At 49.2% G+C, this 17,117-nt stretch carries 16 protein-coding genes and 1 tRNA gene; 2 read left to right on the top strand and 15 right to left on the bottom strand.

What is annotated here, in order from left to right:
• Positions 1 to 29 precede the first annotated feature (29 nt).
• Positions 30 to 3,602 carry a pyruvate:ferredoxin (flavodoxin) oxidoreductase gene (gene nifJ / locus H6570_03035; protein MCB9318231.1) on the bottom strand — a complete coding sequence of 1,191 codons (3,573 nt, stop codon included), beginning with the start codon at positions 3,600 to 3,602 and terminating at the stop codon, positions 30 to 32.
• Between the two features lie 18 nt (positions 3,603 to 3,620).
• On the bottom strand, positions 3,621 to 5,261 hold the full coding sequence (locus H6570_03030; protein MCB9318230.1) for an NAD(P)-binding protein: 1,641 nt from the start codon (positions 5,259 to 5,261) through the stop codon (positions 3,621 to 3,623).
• Positions 5,262 to 5,666: 405 nt separating this feature from the next.
• Between H6570_03030 and H6570_03025 the strand changes: the two genes are divergently transcribed.
• The gene (locus tag H6570_03025; GenBank protein ID MCB9318229.1) at positions 5,667 to 6,695 is read left to right on the top strand and encodes an amidohydrolase family protein; all 1,029 of its coding nucleotides are present in this window, start codon (positions 5,667 to 5,669) and stop codon (positions 6,693 to 6,695) included.
• Positions 6,696 to 6,701: 6 nt separating this feature from the next.
• Here the strand turns inward: H6570_03025 and H6570_03020 are convergent, their stop codons facing one another.
• The 11 genes from H6570_03020 to H6570_02970 form a co-directional block, all read right to left on the bottom strand.
• On the bottom strand, positions 6,702 to 7,271 hold the full coding sequence (locus tag H6570_03020) for a YdeI/OmpD-associated family protein (GenBank protein MCB9318228.1): 570 nt from the start codon (positions 7,269 to 7,271) through the stop codon (positions 6,702 to 6,704).
• On the bottom strand, positions 7,268 to 8,041 hold the full coding sequence (locus H6570_03015; protein ID MCB9318227.1) for a tetratricopeptide repeat protein: 774 nt from the start codon (positions 8,039 to 8,041) through the stop codon (positions 7,268 to 7,270). The genes H6570_03020 and H6570_03015 overlap by 4 nt, the downstream gene beginning before the upstream one ends.
• Positions 8,038 to 9,810 (bottom strand): hypothetical protein, encoded by a 1,773-nt coding sequence (locus H6570_03010; protein ID MCB9318226.1) that lies wholly within the window; start codon positions 9,808 to 9,810, stop codon positions 8,038 to 8,040. The genes H6570_03015 and H6570_03010 overlap by 4 nt, the downstream gene beginning before the upstream one ends.
• Before the next feature lie 36 nt (positions 9,811 to 9,846).
• Positions 9,847 to 10,995: an FAD-binding oxidoreductase gene (locus tag H6570_03005; protein MCB9318225.1), complete on the bottom strand. Its 1,149-nt coding sequence runs from the start codon at positions 10,993 to 10,995 to the stop codon at positions 9,847 to 9,849.
• Positions 10,996 to 11,152: 157 nt separating this feature from the next.
• A complete protein-coding gene (locus tag H6570_03000; GenBank protein MCB9318224.1) occupies positions 11,153 to 11,593 on the bottom strand; it encodes a DUF4293 domain-containing protein in 441 nt (146 codons plus the stop codon).
• A 188-nt stretch (positions 11,594 to 11,781) separates the two neighbouring features.
• Entirely contained in the window at positions 11,782 to 12,258 is a 477-nt protein-coding gene (locus H6570_02995) for a biopolymer transporter ExbD (protein MCB9318223.1), read from the bottom strand.
• 24 nt (positions 12,259 to 12,282) lie between these two features.
• Positions 12,283 to 12,831 carry a biopolymer transporter ExbD gene (locus H6570_02990; GenBank protein MCB9318222.1) on the bottom strand — a complete coding sequence of 183 codons (549 nt, stop codon included), beginning with the start codon at positions 12,829 to 12,831 and terminating at the stop codon, positions 12,283 to 12,285.
• Between the two features lie 8 nt (positions 12,832 to 12,839).
• Positions 12,840 to 13,307: a hypothetical protein gene (locus H6570_02985; protein ID MCB9318221.1), complete on the bottom strand. Its 468-nt coding sequence runs from the start codon at positions 13,305 to 13,307 to the stop codon at positions 12,840 to 12,842.
• Between the two features lie 18 nt (positions 13,308 to 13,325).
• On the bottom strand, positions 13,326 to 14,051 hold the full coding sequence (locus H6570_02980; GenBank protein ID MCB9318220.1) for a MotA/TolQ/ExbB proton channel family protein: 726 nt from the start codon (positions 14,049 to 14,051) through the stop codon (positions 13,326 to 13,328).
• 81 nt (positions 14,052 to 14,132) lie between these two features.
• Positions 14,133 to 14,216 (bottom strand) — tRNA-Ser (locus H6570_02975).
• A 135-nt stretch (positions 14,217 to 14,351) separates the two neighbouring features.
• Positions 14,352 to 15,122 (bottom strand): TatD family hydrolase, encoded by a 771-nt coding sequence (locus H6570_02970; protein ID MCB9318219.1) that lies wholly within the window; start codon positions 15,120 to 15,122, stop codon positions 14,352 to 14,354.
• Between the two features lie 32 nt (positions 15,123 to 15,154).
• Here H6570_02970 and H6570_02965 point away from each other — a divergent pair, with 32 nt between their 5' ends.
• Positions 15,155 to 15,781 (top strand): viroplasmin family protein, encoded by a 627-nt coding sequence (locus tag H6570_02965; protein ID MCB9318218.1) that lies wholly within the window; start codon positions 15,155 to 15,157, stop codon positions 15,779 to 15,781.
• Between the two features lie 134 nt (positions 15,782 to 15,915).
• Here H6570_02965 and def read toward each other — a convergent pair whose 3' ends face one another.
• Positions 15,916 to 16,467 (bottom strand): peptide deformylase, encoded by a 552-nt coding sequence (gene def / locus H6570_02960; protein MCB9318217.1) that lies wholly within the window; start codon positions 16,465 to 16,467, stop codon positions 15,916 to 15,918.
• Positions 16,468 to 16,512: 45 nt separating this feature from the next.
• Entirely contained in the window at positions 16,513 to 16,911 is a 399-nt protein-coding gene (gene ruvX, locus H6570_02955; GenBank protein ID MCB9318216.1) for a Holliday junction resolvase RuvX, read from the bottom strand.
• Positions 16,912 to 17,117 lie beyond the last annotated feature (206 nt).

The raw sequence follows: 17,117 nt of genomic DNA, 5'->3' as shown, positions 1-17,117 counted from the left end.
GAAATTCATTGTAATCGGTTAATTCATTTTCAGGCTACAGGTGCGAATGATGATGCTCCGGCTGCCGCCATATCAACGTATGTTTCCCATCGCAGGTCCACCAGTTCTTGTGCCAGCTGCATCAGACGTTCTGCTTCTTCCGGGTTGGTCCTGGTCAAAATCTTATACCGCAATTCATTGTAGGCATAATCTTTCAGGTTGATGACCGGCTCCGGTGAGTCGAGAACAAAGGGGTTAATACCTTTTTTGCGCAATACCGGATTGTAACGTAACAACGGCCAGTAGCCACTGCTCACTGCAAGTTTTTGCTGCGTCAGGCCTTTCTCCATTGCAATACCATGGGCAATGCAATGGGAGTAAGCCAGGATCAGGGAAGGGCCTTCATAGGCTTCTGCCTCACGCATAGCCAGCAACGTTTGTTGTGGATTAGCTCCCATGGCGATCTGTGCCACATACACATTACCATAGGAGATAGCCTGCATAGCAAGGTCCTTTTTACCAACACGCTTGCCGGCGGCAGCAAACTTTGCAGTGGCTGCGGTTGGCGTTGCCTTCGACATCTGCCCTCCCGTATTGGAATAAACTTCCGTATCCAGGACCAGGACATTCACATTCCGGCCGCTGGCTAAAACGTGGTCCACACCGGCTGAACCAATATCATAAGCCCAACCGTCACCGCCAACGATCCAGATGCTGCGCCGCACCAGGTGGTCGGCAAGAGACAACATCAGTTTTGCCTGAGGATGCTTCGATTGCTCCAATTGGCGCTTCAATGCTTCAACCCGTTGACGCTGGGACACGATCTGCGATTCGACATGCTGGGGTGCATCCAGGATCGCCTTAACCTGCGCTTCCCCGAATTCTGCTTCCATAGTCTTCAGCAACTGGCGTGCAGTAGCCAGATGTTTGTCAGCCGTCACCCGCATACCTAAACCGAACTCTGCATTGTCTTCAAACAGCGAGTTGGACCAGGCCGGTCCTTTACCTTCAGCGTTCGTGGTATAGGGGGTCGTTGGAAGGTTACCTCCATAGATGGAAGAACATCCGGTGGCGTTTGCAATGATCAGCCGGTCACCGAATAATTGTGTCATCAGTCGTACATAAGGCGTCTCACCGCACCCTGCACATGCTCCGGAGAACTCAAATAAAGGTTCCAGAAACTGCACACCATGGACAGTCGAGAAGTTGACTTTGCTCCGGTTGTTCTGAGGAATGGATTCAAAGAAATCGATGCTATTGCGTGATTCCTCCAGGATGTCATTCTTCGGCTTCATGTTGATGGCCTTGGTCGAGCGGTCAGTCAGGCTGGTTGCCGGACAAGCCTCTACACATAAGGTACAGCCGGTACAATCTTCCGAATAGATCTCAAGGGTAAATTGGGTCTCCGGAAATCCCCGGGCGTTAATCGGAGCGGATTTGAACCCTTTCGGGGCATCCATGAGGTATTCCTGGTGATAATATTTTGCCCGTATCACGCTATGAGGACAGACAAAACTACAGTTTCCGCACTGGATGCAGATATCCGGCTCCCAGACCGGCACCAGGTTGGCAATGTTGCGCTTTTCAAACTTGGTTGTACCGGTAGGATATGTCCCATCAACAGGCATACGGCTAACCGGGATCTGGTCTCCGATGCCGGCCATCATCTCGGCAGTGATGCCCTTCACGAATTCCGGTGCATAATCCGGTACGATAGGAGGATATTCCTGCTTGCTGGTGAGCTTACCAGGCAATGCCACCTCATACAGGTTCGCCAGGGTAGCATCGACCGCTTTAAAGTTTTGCTCTATGACCGCCCTGCCCTTTTTGAAATACGTCTTTTCAATGGCTTTCTTGATTGCGCCAATGGCTTCATCCTTTGGCAACACATTGGCCAATGCAAAGTAGCACGTTTGCATGATGGTGTTGATCCGGGCTCCCATCCCGGTCTTCATGGCAACAGCAGTCGCATCTATGGTGTAACAGGAAATGTTTTTATCCAGGATGGCCTGTTGCATAGGGCGGGGCAACTGATCCCACACTTCTTCAGGTGGGTAAGGGCTGTTTAAAAGGAAGGTTGCATTCTTCTTGGCATAAGCCATCATATCCACCTTTTCGATGAATTGAAATTGATGGCAGGCCACAAAATCAGCTTCTTTAATCAGATAAGGCGCACGGATGGGTTCCGGTCCAAACCGCAGGTGGGAAACTGTCCTAGCTCCGGATTTCTTGGAGTCGTACACAAAGTAACCCTGCGCATACATATCGGTGTTTTCACCGATAATCTTGATGCTGTTCTTATTGGCACCCACGGTACCGTCTGCACCCAAACCAAAGAACACAGCCTGCCGCCAGCCGGATTCATCCAGGGTAAAGTCCGGATCGTAATCCAAATGCGTAAAGGTTACGTCATCAATGATCCCGATCGTGAAATGATTTTTAAGCTTTGGCGCTTTCAGGTGATCAAAGATCCCTTTGACCATCGCTGGCGTAAATTCTTTGGATGACAGGCCATAGCGGCCACCGATGATGCGTGGCAGGTCACTGAGAATACCTTCGGCAAAGGCTTCAGTCAGTGAGGCAACCACATCCTGGTACATGGGCTCACCATTGGCACCTGGTTCTTTGGTGCGGTCCAGTACAGCAATGGATTTAACCGAGGCGGGCAAAGCTTTCAGCAAATGTTCATTGGAAAATGGCCGGTACAGACGGATCTGAAGAACGCCTACTTTCTCACCCCGGGCAGCCAGTACTTTCGCGGTTTCTGCTGCAGTTTCCCCGCCTGATGCCATGATCAGGATAACCCGGTCGGCGTCCGGGGCTCCGGTATAATCAAACAGATGATAATGCCTTCCGGTCAGCTTACCAAATGCATCCATCTGATCCTGAACGATTTGCGGTGTAGCCAAGTAAAAGCGATTCACGGTTTCGCGGCCCTGGAAATATACGTCAGGGTTCTGGGCAGTCCCCCGGATGATGGGCCGGTCCGGATTTAATGCCCGCTGCCGGTGCGCGATGACCAGATCGTCGCTGATCATGGCCCGGATGTGCTCATCCGCTACCAGCGACAACTTATTTACTTCATGGGAAGTGCGGAAGCCATCAAAAAAATGCATAAATGGGATGCGTGATGCCAGGGTCGCGGCCTGGGAGATCAATGCAAAATCGTGCGCTTCCTGGACACTCGCGGATGCCAGCATGGCAAATCCGGTCGAACGGGCAGCCATCACGTCCTGGTGATCTCCGAATATCGACAACGCCTGGGCTGCCAGGGACCGGGCTGCCACGTTAAATACCGTGGGTGTCAGCTCACCTGCTATCTTATACATATTGGGAAGCATGAGCATGAGGCCCTGTGAAGCGGTAAATGTGGTGGTTAACGCACCCGCCTGCAGCGCACCATGGACTGCTCCTGCCGCGCCGCCCTCACTTTGCATCTCGACAACTTCTGGAATATTACCCCAGATGTTGGTGATACCTTTTACGGACCATTCATCCGCCCACTCGGCCATCGGAGAAGATGGGGTAATGGGGTAGATGGCACAAACTTCGTTGATGCGGTAAGCGTTATACGCCGCCGCTTCATTTCCATCGATGGTAGTGACTTTATGCTTCGTACTCATAATTGATCTCTAAGGAGTTTATAAGGTTGAGGAATCCGGTTCAGGAACCATTTCAATGGCGTGGCAGGGACACTGCTCAAAACAGACGGCGCAACCGGTACACAGATCGTAATTATACCGGTAACGTTTTCCGGGACCCAATTTGATAATAGCGTCTTCCGGGCATGCGCCATAGCAGCCGTCGCATTCGAAACAGTTGCCACAGGACAGACAGCGCTGTGCTTCATAGCGGGCTTCATCGGGTGTCAATCCGGCCACGACCTCATCAAAACTTGCGATCGCCTGATCCGGTTCCAGATGAGGCTGCTCCTGAGCGGGCGCAAATGTCTGGTACCAAACATGGAGATTGTCGAAGCCTACCACCGGATGCTTGGGAGCAGGCACATACGGCTTACGACGCAGATAGCCATCCATAAACCGGGCGGCTTTCTTGCCGTGTCCAACGGCAATTGTCACCGTTCGTTCGCTGGGAACCATATCTCCGCCGGCAAAGATCCCTTCGGCTCCGGTCATCATATCCGGTCCAACAATGACGGTGCCGTCATCCTTAAATTCGATGCCGGGAACCAGTCGCAGAAAGTCGGTATCGGTATCTTGTCCCAGAGCAAGAATCAGCGCATCGGCTTCCAGGGTTTCGTATTCACCAGTGGGTACCGGCCGGCCATTTTCAACCCGCATCACTTCGACGGTAAAAGTCGACTGATTGATGTCCTTGATGGTACGCAACCAGTGGATCTTTACCCCTTCAGAAAGAGCTTCGTCGGCTTCAAAATCATGCGCTGGCATGTGTTCACGGTCGCGGCGATAGATGATCATCGCTTCATCCACTCCGATACGCTTGGCAATTCTGGCTGCATCCATGGCGGTATTACCACCTCCATAAATGGCTACCCGGCGGCCAAGCTTGGGCGTATTCCCCATCTCGACGTCTTTCAGGAAGGAAACGGCATCCAGAATTTGTCCGGCGTCACGCGCCGGAATATTGGTCTTTTTACCTAGGTGCGCACCTACTGCAACAAAAACAGCATCGAAGTTACCCTCCCGTTTGGCCTGTACCACATCCTCAACCTTGCGATTCAAATGGATCTTGACACCCATGTTTCTGATACGGTCGACTTCAGCTGAAATGATGTTACGCGGCAGGCGGTAGGCGGGAATTCCGAAATGCATCATTCCTCCGGCCAATGGCCCTGCTTCAAATATTTCAACCTCGTGTCCCAGTCGAGCCAAATGATAAGCTGCCGACAACCCGCTGGGGCCTGCTCCGATCACCAGCACTCGTTTACCTCCCGGTTGGGGCTGATACCTGACCTGCCAATTTTTTTCAATAGCCAGGTCACCCAGAAACCGCTCAACCGAATGGATGGACACCGAGGTATCCATTTGTTTGCGGTTGCAACCGTCTTCACAGGGGTGATAGCAGACCCTGCCATGAATTGCAGGGAATGGATTGTTGGTTACCAGCTCCTGCCATGCTTCTTCGTTCTGGCCTTCCTGGGCCAATGCCAGCCAGGCCTGTATGTTTTCACCGGCTGGGCATGCCTGATTACATGGTGGCAGAGAATCGGTATAAACAGGACGTTGGGTACGCCTTTGGCCTGTACCTTTCGCGTGATCCCCCAAGTCAATTGGGGTGGTTAAATCTTTCAGAGGAATCATAAGTTATTTTATTGTCTGCGATGAATGTTCATTAAGTTCCAAAATTCGAACGATAAACCTACCACGAATAGCCTTGAAAAAAGGTGATATGATCCTTTTAGGCTGTTGATGTTAGTCATTCCGGCACTATCCTCCCCTTCCACGGACCAACAGACTTATCAATGAATGACCCCACCAATAGGAGTCCGTCACCATCCGGTGCAAATCAGACATCCGGGTTGATCCGGTACCCTGTACGGTTGATGTCATGATTGACTTATTTAATCCTTAAATAGCGTACCTTGTACATCGATGAAATGTATGAGCAGACTGCAGTGGAAAGGGTATTTATGGTTAGGTTTACTGACCCTGGCTTTCAGCAAATGTGTACAGCCAACTGCAGATACCACTACCACACCTGCAAGGATGGACACACTCCCACTGCCGGAGAAACTTCTGCTGGACAAGTATCGTCCCACTACTATTTACAACATTCCCCACACCGAAATTGCCCAGGCCCGTTATCCGGTCATTGACCTGCATAGTCATCCCTATGCAAAAACGGCGGATGAGGTGGATGCCTGGGTCAAGACCATGGATGAAGTTGGACTGGACAAGGCTGTGATCATGACTTATCAAACCGGCCCGGCGTTCGATTCGCTTGTTCAATTGTACAATACATACCCAAACCGGTTTATCCTGTTTTGTGGATTTGACTATTCCGGGTACGATAAATTAAGCTTTGGACCAGCTGCTGTCGCAGAGCTGGAAAGGTGTGTTGCAATGGGTGCCAAAGGTGTTGGCGAACTGGGGGACAAAGGAAAAGGGTTATTTTATTCCAAACCAACCCCGGCATGGGGTATGCATATCGATGACCCCAGAATGGATCCTCTGATCCAACGGTGCGGTGAATTAAACATACCCATATCCATTCATGTGGCAGAACCGTTGTGGATGTACGAACCAATGGATTCTACCAATGATGGCCTGATGAATGCCTACACCTGGCGATTGGATGACCAGCGTGATATCCTCGATCATGCCGAAATGATCGAGACCCTGGAAAGAGCCGTCCAGAAGCACCCGGAAACGAGATTTATCGCCTGCCATTATGCCAATTGCAGCTACGACCTGACCATATTAGGCCGCCTGTTTGACCGCTACCCCAACCTGTACGCCGATATCGGAGCCCGCTATGCCGAGACGGCCACGATACCCCGCTATGCGCACGCATTTTTCAACCAGTACGATGATCGTCTGCTCTATGGTACCGACATGGGTAATAGTCCGGCAATGTACCGCCTGACTTTCCGCATTCTGGAGACGGATGATGAGCATTTTTATTACCACGACTACTTTACCTACCACTGGCCTCTCAATGGCTACAACCTTAGCGATGAGGTCCTGAAAAAAGTCTATCGGGATAATGCTTTAAAATTATTTGGACCACAGTAAGCCGTGCTACCGCTGGAGCGCAGGAATCATCCTTCCTGCTGCACTATATTCGATAAACTGGTCCAGCCTGCGGCGGCGGGTACTTTCCTGTCTGGCGCTCATGATCCAAAGTACACAAGTGGCTTTCCTGGATTTCGTCAGTTTTTGATAATAGGACCAGGCAGCAGTATTGGTTTTGATTGCATCCAGGTAATCGGCATCCAGGTCCACCTCCCCATTCAGGTACGATTGCCGGGGGTTTATTTCCTCGGTACGCACGCCGAATGCAGCTTTTCCTTCATCCAGGACATGGCCTGAGGAATCCAGTTCTGCATAGCGTTTTAGGTTTACCTGGCTCCAAACACTGCCAGGTCGTCGTGGGGTGATCCGGATCATCCACTGATTCTCATCGATGCTCATCCTTTTTCCATCAATCCACCCCAGGCAAAGACAAACATCTACCAATTCCGGGTAATGCAAAGATGGGATGCCGGTATGAACTTTTTGAAATCCTATCCAGAGCTCATCCTGGCCACCCCAATTGGATAAAAACTCTAAAAAAGCTTCTTTGGAGGCAAAGAACAATGGTTCAATCACAGCTGCTCTACATTTGACTTTTCGATCCAGCCTTCATCCTTGTTGGTAAGGATCACTTTATACCAGTTGCTGATGGTATCCACCAGCTCCAGCCGGGTTCCCGCCAAAAGGGAGTGAATGGTTTCACTATTATCCTCCGGAGCATATTTGAATTCGGTTTGATCTTTGATCACTACCGCAATGGAATGATCGTGCAACAGATGGTTCCGATACCAGCCCATACTTGCACAAACCAGGACAATCGCCAATGAAGCGATCACCAAAGGACCCGTAATGGCCCGGGAGATCCGGTGATAAAACCAGATGTAAGCAATCACCGATCCCAGGCAAAGCCAGGCAAATAAAATGGTCCACCAAGCCCAGGAAGTCACTGAAGCCAGGTTGGCTATCGCCTGGAGCCAGCGGGTAAGAAAAAATGCCGGCAATACGGTTATCGCATCTTCAACCGGCTTGGAGATCAACGCCAGATTGTGTCGCGTATCCCGGTTGTGGGGATCCAGCCGTAATGCCCGTTCATAGTTGATCACCGCATGCCCGCGGTCTCCCTTTGCCGAATAACAATTACCCAGATTGTAATAGATTTCAGCTTGCCGGTAACCCTCGCCGATCAGGTTCTGATAAGATTCAATGGCCGTAGAGTAATCCCCGGACTGAAATGCGGCATCAGCACTGGCGAGGAGCTGCCCAGGTTCCTGGCTTGTACCCCGTAGCATCAATACCAGTATCAGTACACCAGTCAACCATGCCTTAATTGTCCATCCCGAGGTCATAATTCGCTTTTGTTTTTGGGGCGTTTGTCCTCGTGCCAAATAAACCCTTCCAGTTTATTGCCTTCATGATCAAACAAGTCCATTGGTGTCATTTGTCCGGAAGGATCCTGATACATACGTATTCGTTCCACCTCATTGTGGCCAAAATAGACGCGGATGCGGCTGCATACGGCTTTATTGACCCCAATGTACGCCTTATCATCATCCTGCACATAATAGACGGTCTCTGCATTACCAACAATGTCCATCCGCTCCAGTTCATTGTCCGTAAGGTGCGCTTGTATCGTACGGCCTTTGATCTGGTTGAAAAAGACTTCATCGGTTGTATTCACGATAAATGCGCTTTGCTTTAAGTTGATAACGTCCAGCTGTTTATTGCGAAGCCTCATTTCAATAGTGTCGGCGGTAAATTGGGAGGTATCAGCCCACAATATGGGATCACGGAAGAGGATAAACAGCGAGTCCGCCTCCCGATACACCAGGGAATCGCAGATGGCCTGCATATCGGATTTGTACATCCGGACGCGGTGAAAAGCCCGCATAATCCTGGTGGTATCCGTTTCCGATACCTGAGTGAATCGCAGCGAGTCCGCTTTAATAAATAAAGAATCCCCGTCAATAATCGCTATCAGCAAAGGCCGTCGGGTCAGGCCTATCGCTTCAATCCGGGCCGGATGGTCCCCGTAACTCAAGGAGTCACTCTGGATCACATATTGCTGGATGGTATCAATCCAGATAACATCACCCGAAGCCACACCATTTCCCTGAGCCTTTGAATACCGCATACGGTCCGCAGTAAACTGCTGGCTGCCGGAAGCAACCGTGCTCCGGCCGGGAAGGGCAAAAGAATCTTGTTTTACATCGTAAAAGATGGTTTCACCAGCTACTGTACGGGATGAATCGGAATAATAACCGTTTCCATCGATGGTGAACCATTCCTTGTCTTCCAGGTATTCAATATGATCTCCTGAGGCGTTCCTTCCTTCCTCCCTGATCCGGGCATTACCATCCAGGACTACCTTGTTGTTGGCCTTCTCATAACGGATAATGTCCGCTTCGGCTCGACGGTCGCCCTCTTCATATTGGGCGTGATCGGAAAACTCCGCCACTTCTCCCTGGACATTATAGTAACCGCTTTCACAATAGATGCGTTTGTCTTCCTGCCTCAACAAAGTGGGTCCAAGAAAATAGGCGATTTTTTCCTGCGTCTGATAGGCCATCGAATCCATCCGCATGAAAAAATCTTTGCCAGTCACCTCCACGGAGTCTTTAAAATGGGCCAGATCCAGATCCACTTCATAATGTCCGGTCTTGGAAGTGAGGGTGGTTTCATCATCCGTCAGGGTTGCCCCTTTCGAATAATGAGCGATCCGGTCGTCCAGGTTATACTCCAGGTAGTTTGTATACAACTTCTGCCCTCCATTGACCAGAAGGATGTCCCCGTACAGGGTAGCATTGCGGGTCCTGCCCTGATAAATGAGTGTATCTGCAAATACCTGCACGCTGTCGGCATGCTGGATCAATACATGTCCATAGGCCGATAAATAAATGCTGTCCCGGATGTAGGCTGAATCGGCATACATAAAAACCGAATCCTGATAAAGCAGGACATTGCCAGTATAGATTTGGATCGTGCTTCGGTCTTTCAACTCCCAGACCTGGGTATCGGCATGGATGAGGTATATGACCGAAGTGTCGGCACTTTGCTGAGCCGATAACACTCCTGGCAAGATAAATAGTAAGATCCACCCGGTACAAAACCTGACCATATCCAATGCTAAACGCTTTAAATGCCGCATAGATGGTTATGAAATGGTTAAGGCTGCAGCTTGCTGACCCAGTCCGGTGCCCAGAGCGACTCCCATTCCACCCATCCGGACGGCGACGATCAAATTATTATCCAATCGCTTCAGGATAGGCCATTTTTGCGCGCCAACTCCCAGGATACCACTCCAGCGGTCGGTTATAGCAACATTTTTGCCAGCTAATAATCGTTTGGTCAGAAAATGTTCGAGCGCTTCCTGAATCACTGTGGTTTGCGACAAATCATCGGTCATTTCCGCCATTTTATCGATATGCCGCATACCGCCTAACAGTATGCGGTCCCCTATACGCCGGAAATAGACGTAGCCTTCCTGGTAATGAAACGTGCCATCCCATGTTAACCCCGGTATGGGCTCGGTCACCAGGACCTGATTTCGGGCTGGCAGCACGTCCACGTCAGGTAATAATCTCCGGGTAAATCCGTTGGTGGCTACGACAATTTGCCTGGCACGCAGGATGCCATGCTCGGAGGTAGTCATCTGAGCATACGTGCCATCCGTGTGGATGTGCTCCACTTCCACACCCCGGATGACCGGGACACCTAAACGGATGGCTTGTGTCACCAGTAGCTGGTGCATTTTCCCGGGATGGATCCTGGCTTCATGGGGCATAAAAACCACCTGTTCCAAACCGGCGAATGGCAGACCACTGGCAGCAGGAGTTAAGATTTGATAGGCATTTTTTACACCGGTAACTTCTTCGGCCAATTGATTGAAGCGGGGAAGGTGATCCACCGTTTTATCCCAAGCAGATTGATCGTCCGGAAAGAACACCTCATATCCTCCGCAAGTCACATAATCAGCCTTCTGCATATCGACGGTCCTCTGCAGGAGCTGCAAGCCTTCCCACCGGGCTTTGACCAGAGCAAAAGTGGCTGCTTCATCCTGCGTTGCGAGGTCCGATACCAGCTCGGTAGGTGAGCCAAAACAGGCGAATCCGGCATTCCGGGTGGTAGCTCCGCCTCCGATAGTCCATTGATCAAACACCTGTATCTTCCATGACGGCCGTTGCTGTTTAAGAAATATAGCCGTCGTTAACCCGACAATCCCTGCCCCCAAAATGGCCACTTCAATGCCATCCAGGTAAAGGTCTTTTTCCCAGTAGCTCCATTGTTGCGGTGTTCTTTGCATGCTGTAAAGATAATAAAGTGTTCAGTGGTGATGTGTTTAAGTAGTATGGCTTCTCCCTGCCGGTTAGATCCTGTTCGGGAAATAAAACAGACGGCTATTCCAGGATAAACTTGTGTACTGAGGAAGGAGGTATTTCAGAATGGAAACCTCCATTAGATCACCGTAACCGATCCATGGACTTCACCAGTTTCTCATCCTTCCGGATAAAGCGGGCTGCCAATACCCCGAATACAATCCCCAAAACCGGCAAATAAGCTCCGATCCGGTCATCGATGGTACTGGCCGGAACCGCACTGTTTTTGGTATCATTCAGGTAAATGAGGATGGCCACTACTGGTATTAAAATGCTGCAGACCGTAGAAAGATAGGTCATGCGTAGCTGGACTGGACGGTTCCGGTACAGGAATATGGCAACAAAAGCCAGTATAGCTCCAATGGCTGTGATTCCCATCAATACGATATTGTCCTCGACCGAATATTTACCATCGGCAAATAAATAGGCATCCTGCTGTGAGGAGGAGGCTATCGGCCAGATGAACAATAGTGCGGTGCATACAGCCAGTAAGAAGAGGAAGATGGATTGTAGTCGCTGGATCATGAATAAAATGTTTGAGTAAAAATACGAAAAGTTGTTTCGATTGAATGACTTCCGGGTGTCCTGATCACCGCTGGATAACTCTGGAGTTGCTTTCCCCGCAAAACATAAAAAAAGCCACAGCTTTTAAAGCTGCAGCTTTTATTATTTTGCATTTCAGGGAAGGGTCCCTGCAAATTCCCAGATTCGTTTTATTGAATCTTACTTGTACGCTGCTTGGCAGAATAGTTAACCTTATACTGTCCAGCTTTACGTAACTGGGTTTTAACGTCATTGACAATACCCATGGTGATATCTCCATCGACGCGCATCGAAGTGATGATAGCTGGTATCTCCGATTCTCTGACCCGTGCACGATGTTCTTCCACAAATGCCGGGATCTCCCAGGTTTGCGCGAATTTATCCCCCAACTGAATTTGGGGCGCAGTTCCGTAAATCTCCTGATATTTTTTCAGGGGACGTCCAATGTAAATGTAATGGACCAGTGACTTCTTCTCGAGTTTGGTCAACTCGGTAGCCTGTGGAGTTACAACCTGAAGTTTCAACTCCGAATCACGCAGTACCGTTACGACCATGAAGAAGAACAATAGCATGAAGATGATATCAGGCAAGGACGCTGTCGAGATTGCCGGTGAGGCCGCTCCTCTTTTCTTTTTAAACTTTGACATAGCGTTGCTGTTAGATGCTCGAGATTATTTACTTTCTTCACCGAATGACGTCGGTTCCGCTTCCGAAAGGACCAGAGGAATATCGTTATTGATTTCCCTTTTCTGGGCGTTACCCAGATCATCATAATGCTTCCCGAAGCGTTTCTGTGATTCCGTCTCCCGAAGTTCGTTGTAAGCAGCCATCAGCTCATTATACACTTCCAGATAAGTACGGTATTTCGTACCCCGGTCGTTTTTGAGCGAGATGATCGCATTCTTAGGTGATTCGGCAAGATCTTCCTGATTCTTGGGATTCATGATGAACTCCTCGGCTTTTTCCCGCAAGTCACCAATTTTCACCGGTTCACCACGCACCAGAAGCTGGTTTTGCGCATTAACCAATACGGAGAATACGTTGCGAGACTTCAGTTTCGCCGTTTCCGGTGGTTCGTCGGACCAGGGTGGCAGCTTCACCAGTACTCCTTTATCTTCGACAATGGTCGTTGTTACCAGGAAGAAGATAAGGAGCAGGAATGCGATATCCGCCATGGATCCGGCATTGATTTCCGTGCTTACCTTTCTAGCATTTCCCATCTAGCGGCTTATTTAAAGATGTTAATGATTTCAGTGATCACGAATGATGCAAAAGCAACAATCGTAAGAATGACACCGGTTCCCAGTGCCCCGGTAATTAATTTACTGGTGGTATCACTGATTTTAAACTCGTTGATTTTGGCGGCCAGAGTGCCGGTATCCGGTGCAGCCGTAGAATACAGGATGATAAACACGACCGCCATTACAGCCAACCCGATGATACCAACAAGGGCGCCTTTTGGATGCGTGATCATGTAATACAATCCGAATAAAATAGCGACTACTACCGTGAGCACCGTCAAAATGATAGACGCCCACAAACCAAAGTCGAATATGGTGGTTTCCCCTTGCCGCTCTTCAGGCAGTGCATTGAAGTCGGTCAGGCCACTGAACACCGATCCAAAGAAGATCAGGATGATCAGAGCACCCAATCCGAATGCGGCAAGCTGACCATGCTTGGCTAAAAATTTATACATGGTGTATCCTTTTCGTAGTTATTTAAAAACGTTGTTTTTGGACATGATGTCCACCAAACCGATGGAAGCATCTTCCATTTTGTTAACGATACCATCGATCTTGGAAATGATGTAGTTGTAGAACAACTGCAACACGATGGCTACGATAAGACCAAATACGGTGGTCAACAAGGCTACTTTGATACCCCCGGCAACAACTGACGGAGAAAGGTCACCCACTTCTTCAATCCGGTCAAACGCCTGGATCATACCGATTACCGTACCCATAAACCCGAGCATCGGGGCGATGGCGATAAACAATGAGATCCAAACCAGGCCTCTTTCCAGCAAGCCCATCTGAACGCTACCATAACTAACAATGGCTTTCTCAACTGCTTCCGGTCCTTTCGAGGACTGACGCAGACCTTCATACAAAACGCTTGCCGTTGGACCAGGCGTCGATTTGCAGATTTCCATCGCACCATCGACATCGCCGTCAGCAAGACGCTCGTCAATACGGGCCAGCAATTTATCCGTGTTGGTACTGGCAATGTTCAGTGTAATGATCCTTTCAATACAGAAGGCCAAGCCTAAGATCAAACAGATCAATACCGTGCTCATGAAGCCCCAGCTACCTTCGATGAATTTTTCCTTCAACATCTGGAAGCCAGTGGCATCTTTTACCACTTCCTGAGCCATCGTTTCTACTGCACCAAAAACAGAGAGTGCGGCGAAAACCAAAAGTAGAACAACAAACTTTCGCATAATCGTAATTATTTACTGTTTTCTAATGTTTTGATTGACAATTGGTTACATGAAATAAGGAGTGTTGCACACCTTGACAAGCGGAGAGTAAGGGATTCGAACCCTTGATCCTTTTGGGAAACACGCTTTCCAGACGTGCGCCTTAAACCACTCGGCCAACTCTCCAAAGCTAATAATTAATTCGTCTCTTTCCCGCTCCAAGAAATACAAAATTTCTAAATAAAACAAAAAATTCAAAATTTTTTTGGCCGCTACACAATAGATGAAATACCAGCCAAAAACGGTGTATCCGTCTGAGAATTAATTCGCTATATGAAACAGTTCCATCGCATTTTTAGTCGTTACCCTTTCAATTTCAGCCACTGGCAAATCCAGAACTTCCGAAAGCTTGTGTGCGATAACGGGCACATACCCGCTTTCATTCCTTTTACCCCGGTATGGAACCGGTGCCAAATAGGGAGAATCCGTCTCTAAAACCAAGTGTTCCAGGCCCAATTGAGGTAAAACCACAGGCAACGAGCTGTTCTTAAAGGTAATGACCCCGCCGATACCAAGCATGAATCCTAGATCGATGGCCTGTTTACCCTGAGCAGTGGTCCCGGTAAAGCAATGAAATACACCACGCACGCCACTGCCCCGGTAATCTTCCAGGATCTCCAGTAAACGATCCATAGCCTCCCGGGAGTGGATCACCAGCGGCAATTGATGGGCTATGGCCCATTCGGTTTGTTTTCTGAAAGCCAGCTCCTGCTCAGCCACCCAGGTCTTGTCCCAATAAAAATCCAGCCCGACCTCCCCTACTGCAACATACTCACCCTGCTCCAATTCCCTGAAGATCACCTCCAATACCGCTTCAACATCGCCTTTCACAGAACAGGGGTGCAGACCCATCATGGGAAATAGTTGGCCGGGATAGGCCCCAACGAGCGATTTTAATGCCGGAATGGTTTCTTCGTCCACATTGGGTAAATACATGCGCTGGACTCCTGCCTGAAGAGCCCGGGCAATCATCTCTTTCCGGTCTTCATCGAAATCATCCAGGTACAAATGGGTATGGGTGTCTATAAACATAATCTTGGTTAACTTGGCTGCAAAGTTAGACAATGGCTCAGAAACAAAAGTACTATGTCGTCTGGGAGGGTGTAGAGCCCGGCATTTATTCGTCATGGAGTGCATGCCAGGAACAGATCAAAGGTTATCCCGGCGCCAAGTACCGTGCCTACAACAGTGAACAGGAAGCAAGGGCAGCATTTCACAGTGGCTGGGAAAATCCCCAGAGCGCTGCCCCTAAAAAAGTAATCCGGGATGCAATACCTCCTGACGTGAAGGCCGATAGTCTGGCCGTAGATGGTGCTTGCAGCGGCAATCCGGGAGCCACAGAATACCGCGGTGTACATGTAGGAAGCGGCCAGCTGATCTTTCATCAGGGACCGTTTGCCGGTGGCAGTAACAACCTGGCGGAGTTCCTGGCCCTGGTACATGCATTGGCATACCTGCAAAAACAAGGCAAGCCGACGATGCCCATTTATACAGACTCCATCACCGCGATCGCCTGGGTTCGCAACCGGGCTATTAAATCAACCATAACCCGCACCGCCAAAAACAAAGCCATTTATGATCTGGTAGACCGGGCATTACAATGGATCAAAACCAATCAGTGGAAGAATCCAATCATCAAATGGGAAACAGAAAAATGGGGTGAAATACCCGCCGACTTTGGCAGGAAGTGAATGGGGTTTGAGGTTTGAGGTATGGGGTATGAGGTATGGGGTGTTGTGTTATTGTGGTGTTGTGGTGTTGTGGTGTTGGGAGTTTCTGGTATTGGGGGATTCTGCTATAGTTCCCTTTTTTTGACAGGACCAGACTACCTTTTCACTTTATAATCGCAATCGACGATGCCCTTTTTGATCTTGTCCAGCTTCTTGGCTAAACGGACCCGCTTGAGCGGCTTGAGTTTTTCGGTAAAGAGGATCCCTTCAATGTGGTCGTATTCATGCTGTATAACTCGCGCATTGGTTCCACTAAACGTTTCCGTGAATGTATTAAAGGATTCATCCTGATATTGAATGGTGATCTCATCCGGCCTGGTCACATCGCCATGAATATTGGGAATACTCAGGCAGCCTTCTTCATAATCGACCTCTTCCTCCCCATGGCTCAGAAGAACAGCATTCAGAAAGACCTTTTTTATCCGTTCTTCCTTTTCCTGATCTTCTTTCGCCGTCTGGACGGTATCGACGATAAAGACGCGGATATCCAAGCCTATCTGCGGAGCGGCCAGCCCCACACCATGAGCCTGATACATGGTCTGCCACATATTTTCCAATAAACTTTCCAACTCAGGAAAATCAACGTTTATGGGTTTACACTTTTTTCTTAATACCGGGTTTCCGTACAATACAATAGGTAAAATCATGCTTTATCGTTGGATCAATTGGTGACGCAAAAGTACAAAAAGGACTTAGAGATGTCCCAGATATTCCTGCAGGATCAAAACTGCGCTGACCTTATCGACCAGTGTTTTATCCCTGCGTTTTTTCTTTCCGACGCCACTTTTTAAAATAATTTCCCTGGCTTTCTGGGAAGTTAATGTCTCATCCTGGCGGTATACAGGTAACTGTGGAAAAGATTTGCCGACGGCAGTCAGGAACTCAGCAATAGCCTGCAATAACGGATGACCATCCGGTGTGTGCATGGAGGGATCTCCCACCACCATGGCAACGACAGGTTCCTGGTTGATGTAACGTTTCAAATAGTCAATCATTTCTACCGTCGCAACTGTACCCAGAGGCTGTGCAACAATTTGCAGCGGATCCGTTACAGCAAGGCCGCATTTTTTAATCCCGTAATCTATGGCCAGAATTCTACCCTTCATCCGTTCGCTTTAACATATAAAATGCCCCAATAGTTTACGAATAGTTGTGACACTCTACTCCTTCCGCCACCTTCAATCTGCTTACAACACGACCTCTAACCTTACCAACTGTTATCTCATTCCCTCATAAACCTGTCAACTCAAAAAAAAAGACCCCCTCCGAACTTTCTCGGAGAGGGGTCCCATCCCAA

This window comes from Lewinellaceae bacterium, from assembly GCA_020636135.1.
Lineage (GTDB): Bacteria > Bacteroidota > Bacteroidia > Chitinophagales > Saprospiraceae > JAGQXC01.
This window is presented reverse-complemented; position numbering and strand designations above follow the sequence as displayed.

Excerpts from the sequence above, each read along its gene's own strand:
- H6570_02970 (MCB9318219.1), bottom strand. The coding sequence starts at position 15,122 with ATGTTTATAGACACCCATACCCATTTGTACCTGGATGATTTCGATGAA.
- nifJ (MCB9318231.1), bottom strand. The coding sequence starts at position 3,602 with ATGAGTACGAAGCATAAAGTCACTACCATCGATGGAAATGAAGCGGCG.
- H6570_02980 (MCB9318220.1), bottom strand. The coding sequence starts at position 14,051 with ATGCGAAAGTTTGTTGTTCTACTTTTGGTTTTCGCCGCACTCTCTGTT.
- H6570_03005 (MCB9318225.1), bottom strand. The coding sequence starts at position 10,995 with ATGCAAAGAACACCGCAACAATGGAGCTACTGGGAAAAAGACCTTTAC.
- H6570_03010 (MCB9318226.1), bottom strand. The coding sequence starts at position 9,810 with ATGGTCAGGTTTTGTACCGGGTGGATCTTACTATTTATCTTGCCAGGA.
- H6570_03015 (MCB9318227.1), bottom strand. The coding sequence starts at position 8,041 with ATGACCTCGGGATGGACAATTAAGGCATGGTTGACTGGTGTACTGATA.
- H6570_02990 (MCB9318222.1), bottom strand. The coding sequence starts at position 12,831 with ATGGGAAATGCTAGAAAGGTAAGCACGGAAATCAATGCCGGATCCATG.
- H6570_02965 (MCB9318218.1), top strand. The coding sequence starts at position 15,155 with ATGGCTCAGAAACAAAAGTACTATGTCGTCTGGGAGGGTGTAGAGCCC.
- H6570_03025 (MCB9318229.1), top strand. The coding sequence starts at position 5,667 with ATGGACACACTCCCACTGCCGGAGAAACTTCTGCTGGACAAGTATCGT.
- H6570_02985 (MCB9318221.1), bottom strand. The coding sequence starts at position 13,307 with ATGTATAAATTTTTAGCCAAGCATGGTCAGCTTGCCGCATTCGGATTG.
- H6570_03030 (MCB9318230.1), bottom strand. The coding sequence starts at position 5,261 with ATGATTCCTCTGAAAGATTTAACCACCCCAATTGACTTGGGGGATCAC.
- H6570_03000 (MCB9318224.1), bottom strand. The coding sequence starts at position 11,593 with ATGATCCAGCGACTACAATCCATCTTCCTCTTCTTACTGGCTGTATGC.
- def (MCB9318217.1), bottom strand. The coding sequence starts at position 16,467 with ATGATTTTACCTATTGTATTGTACGGAAACCCGGTATTAAGAAAAAAG.
- H6570_02995 (MCB9318223.1), bottom strand. The coding sequence starts at position 12,258 with ATGTCAAAGTTTAAAAAGAAAAGAGGAGCGGCCTCACCGGCAATCTCG.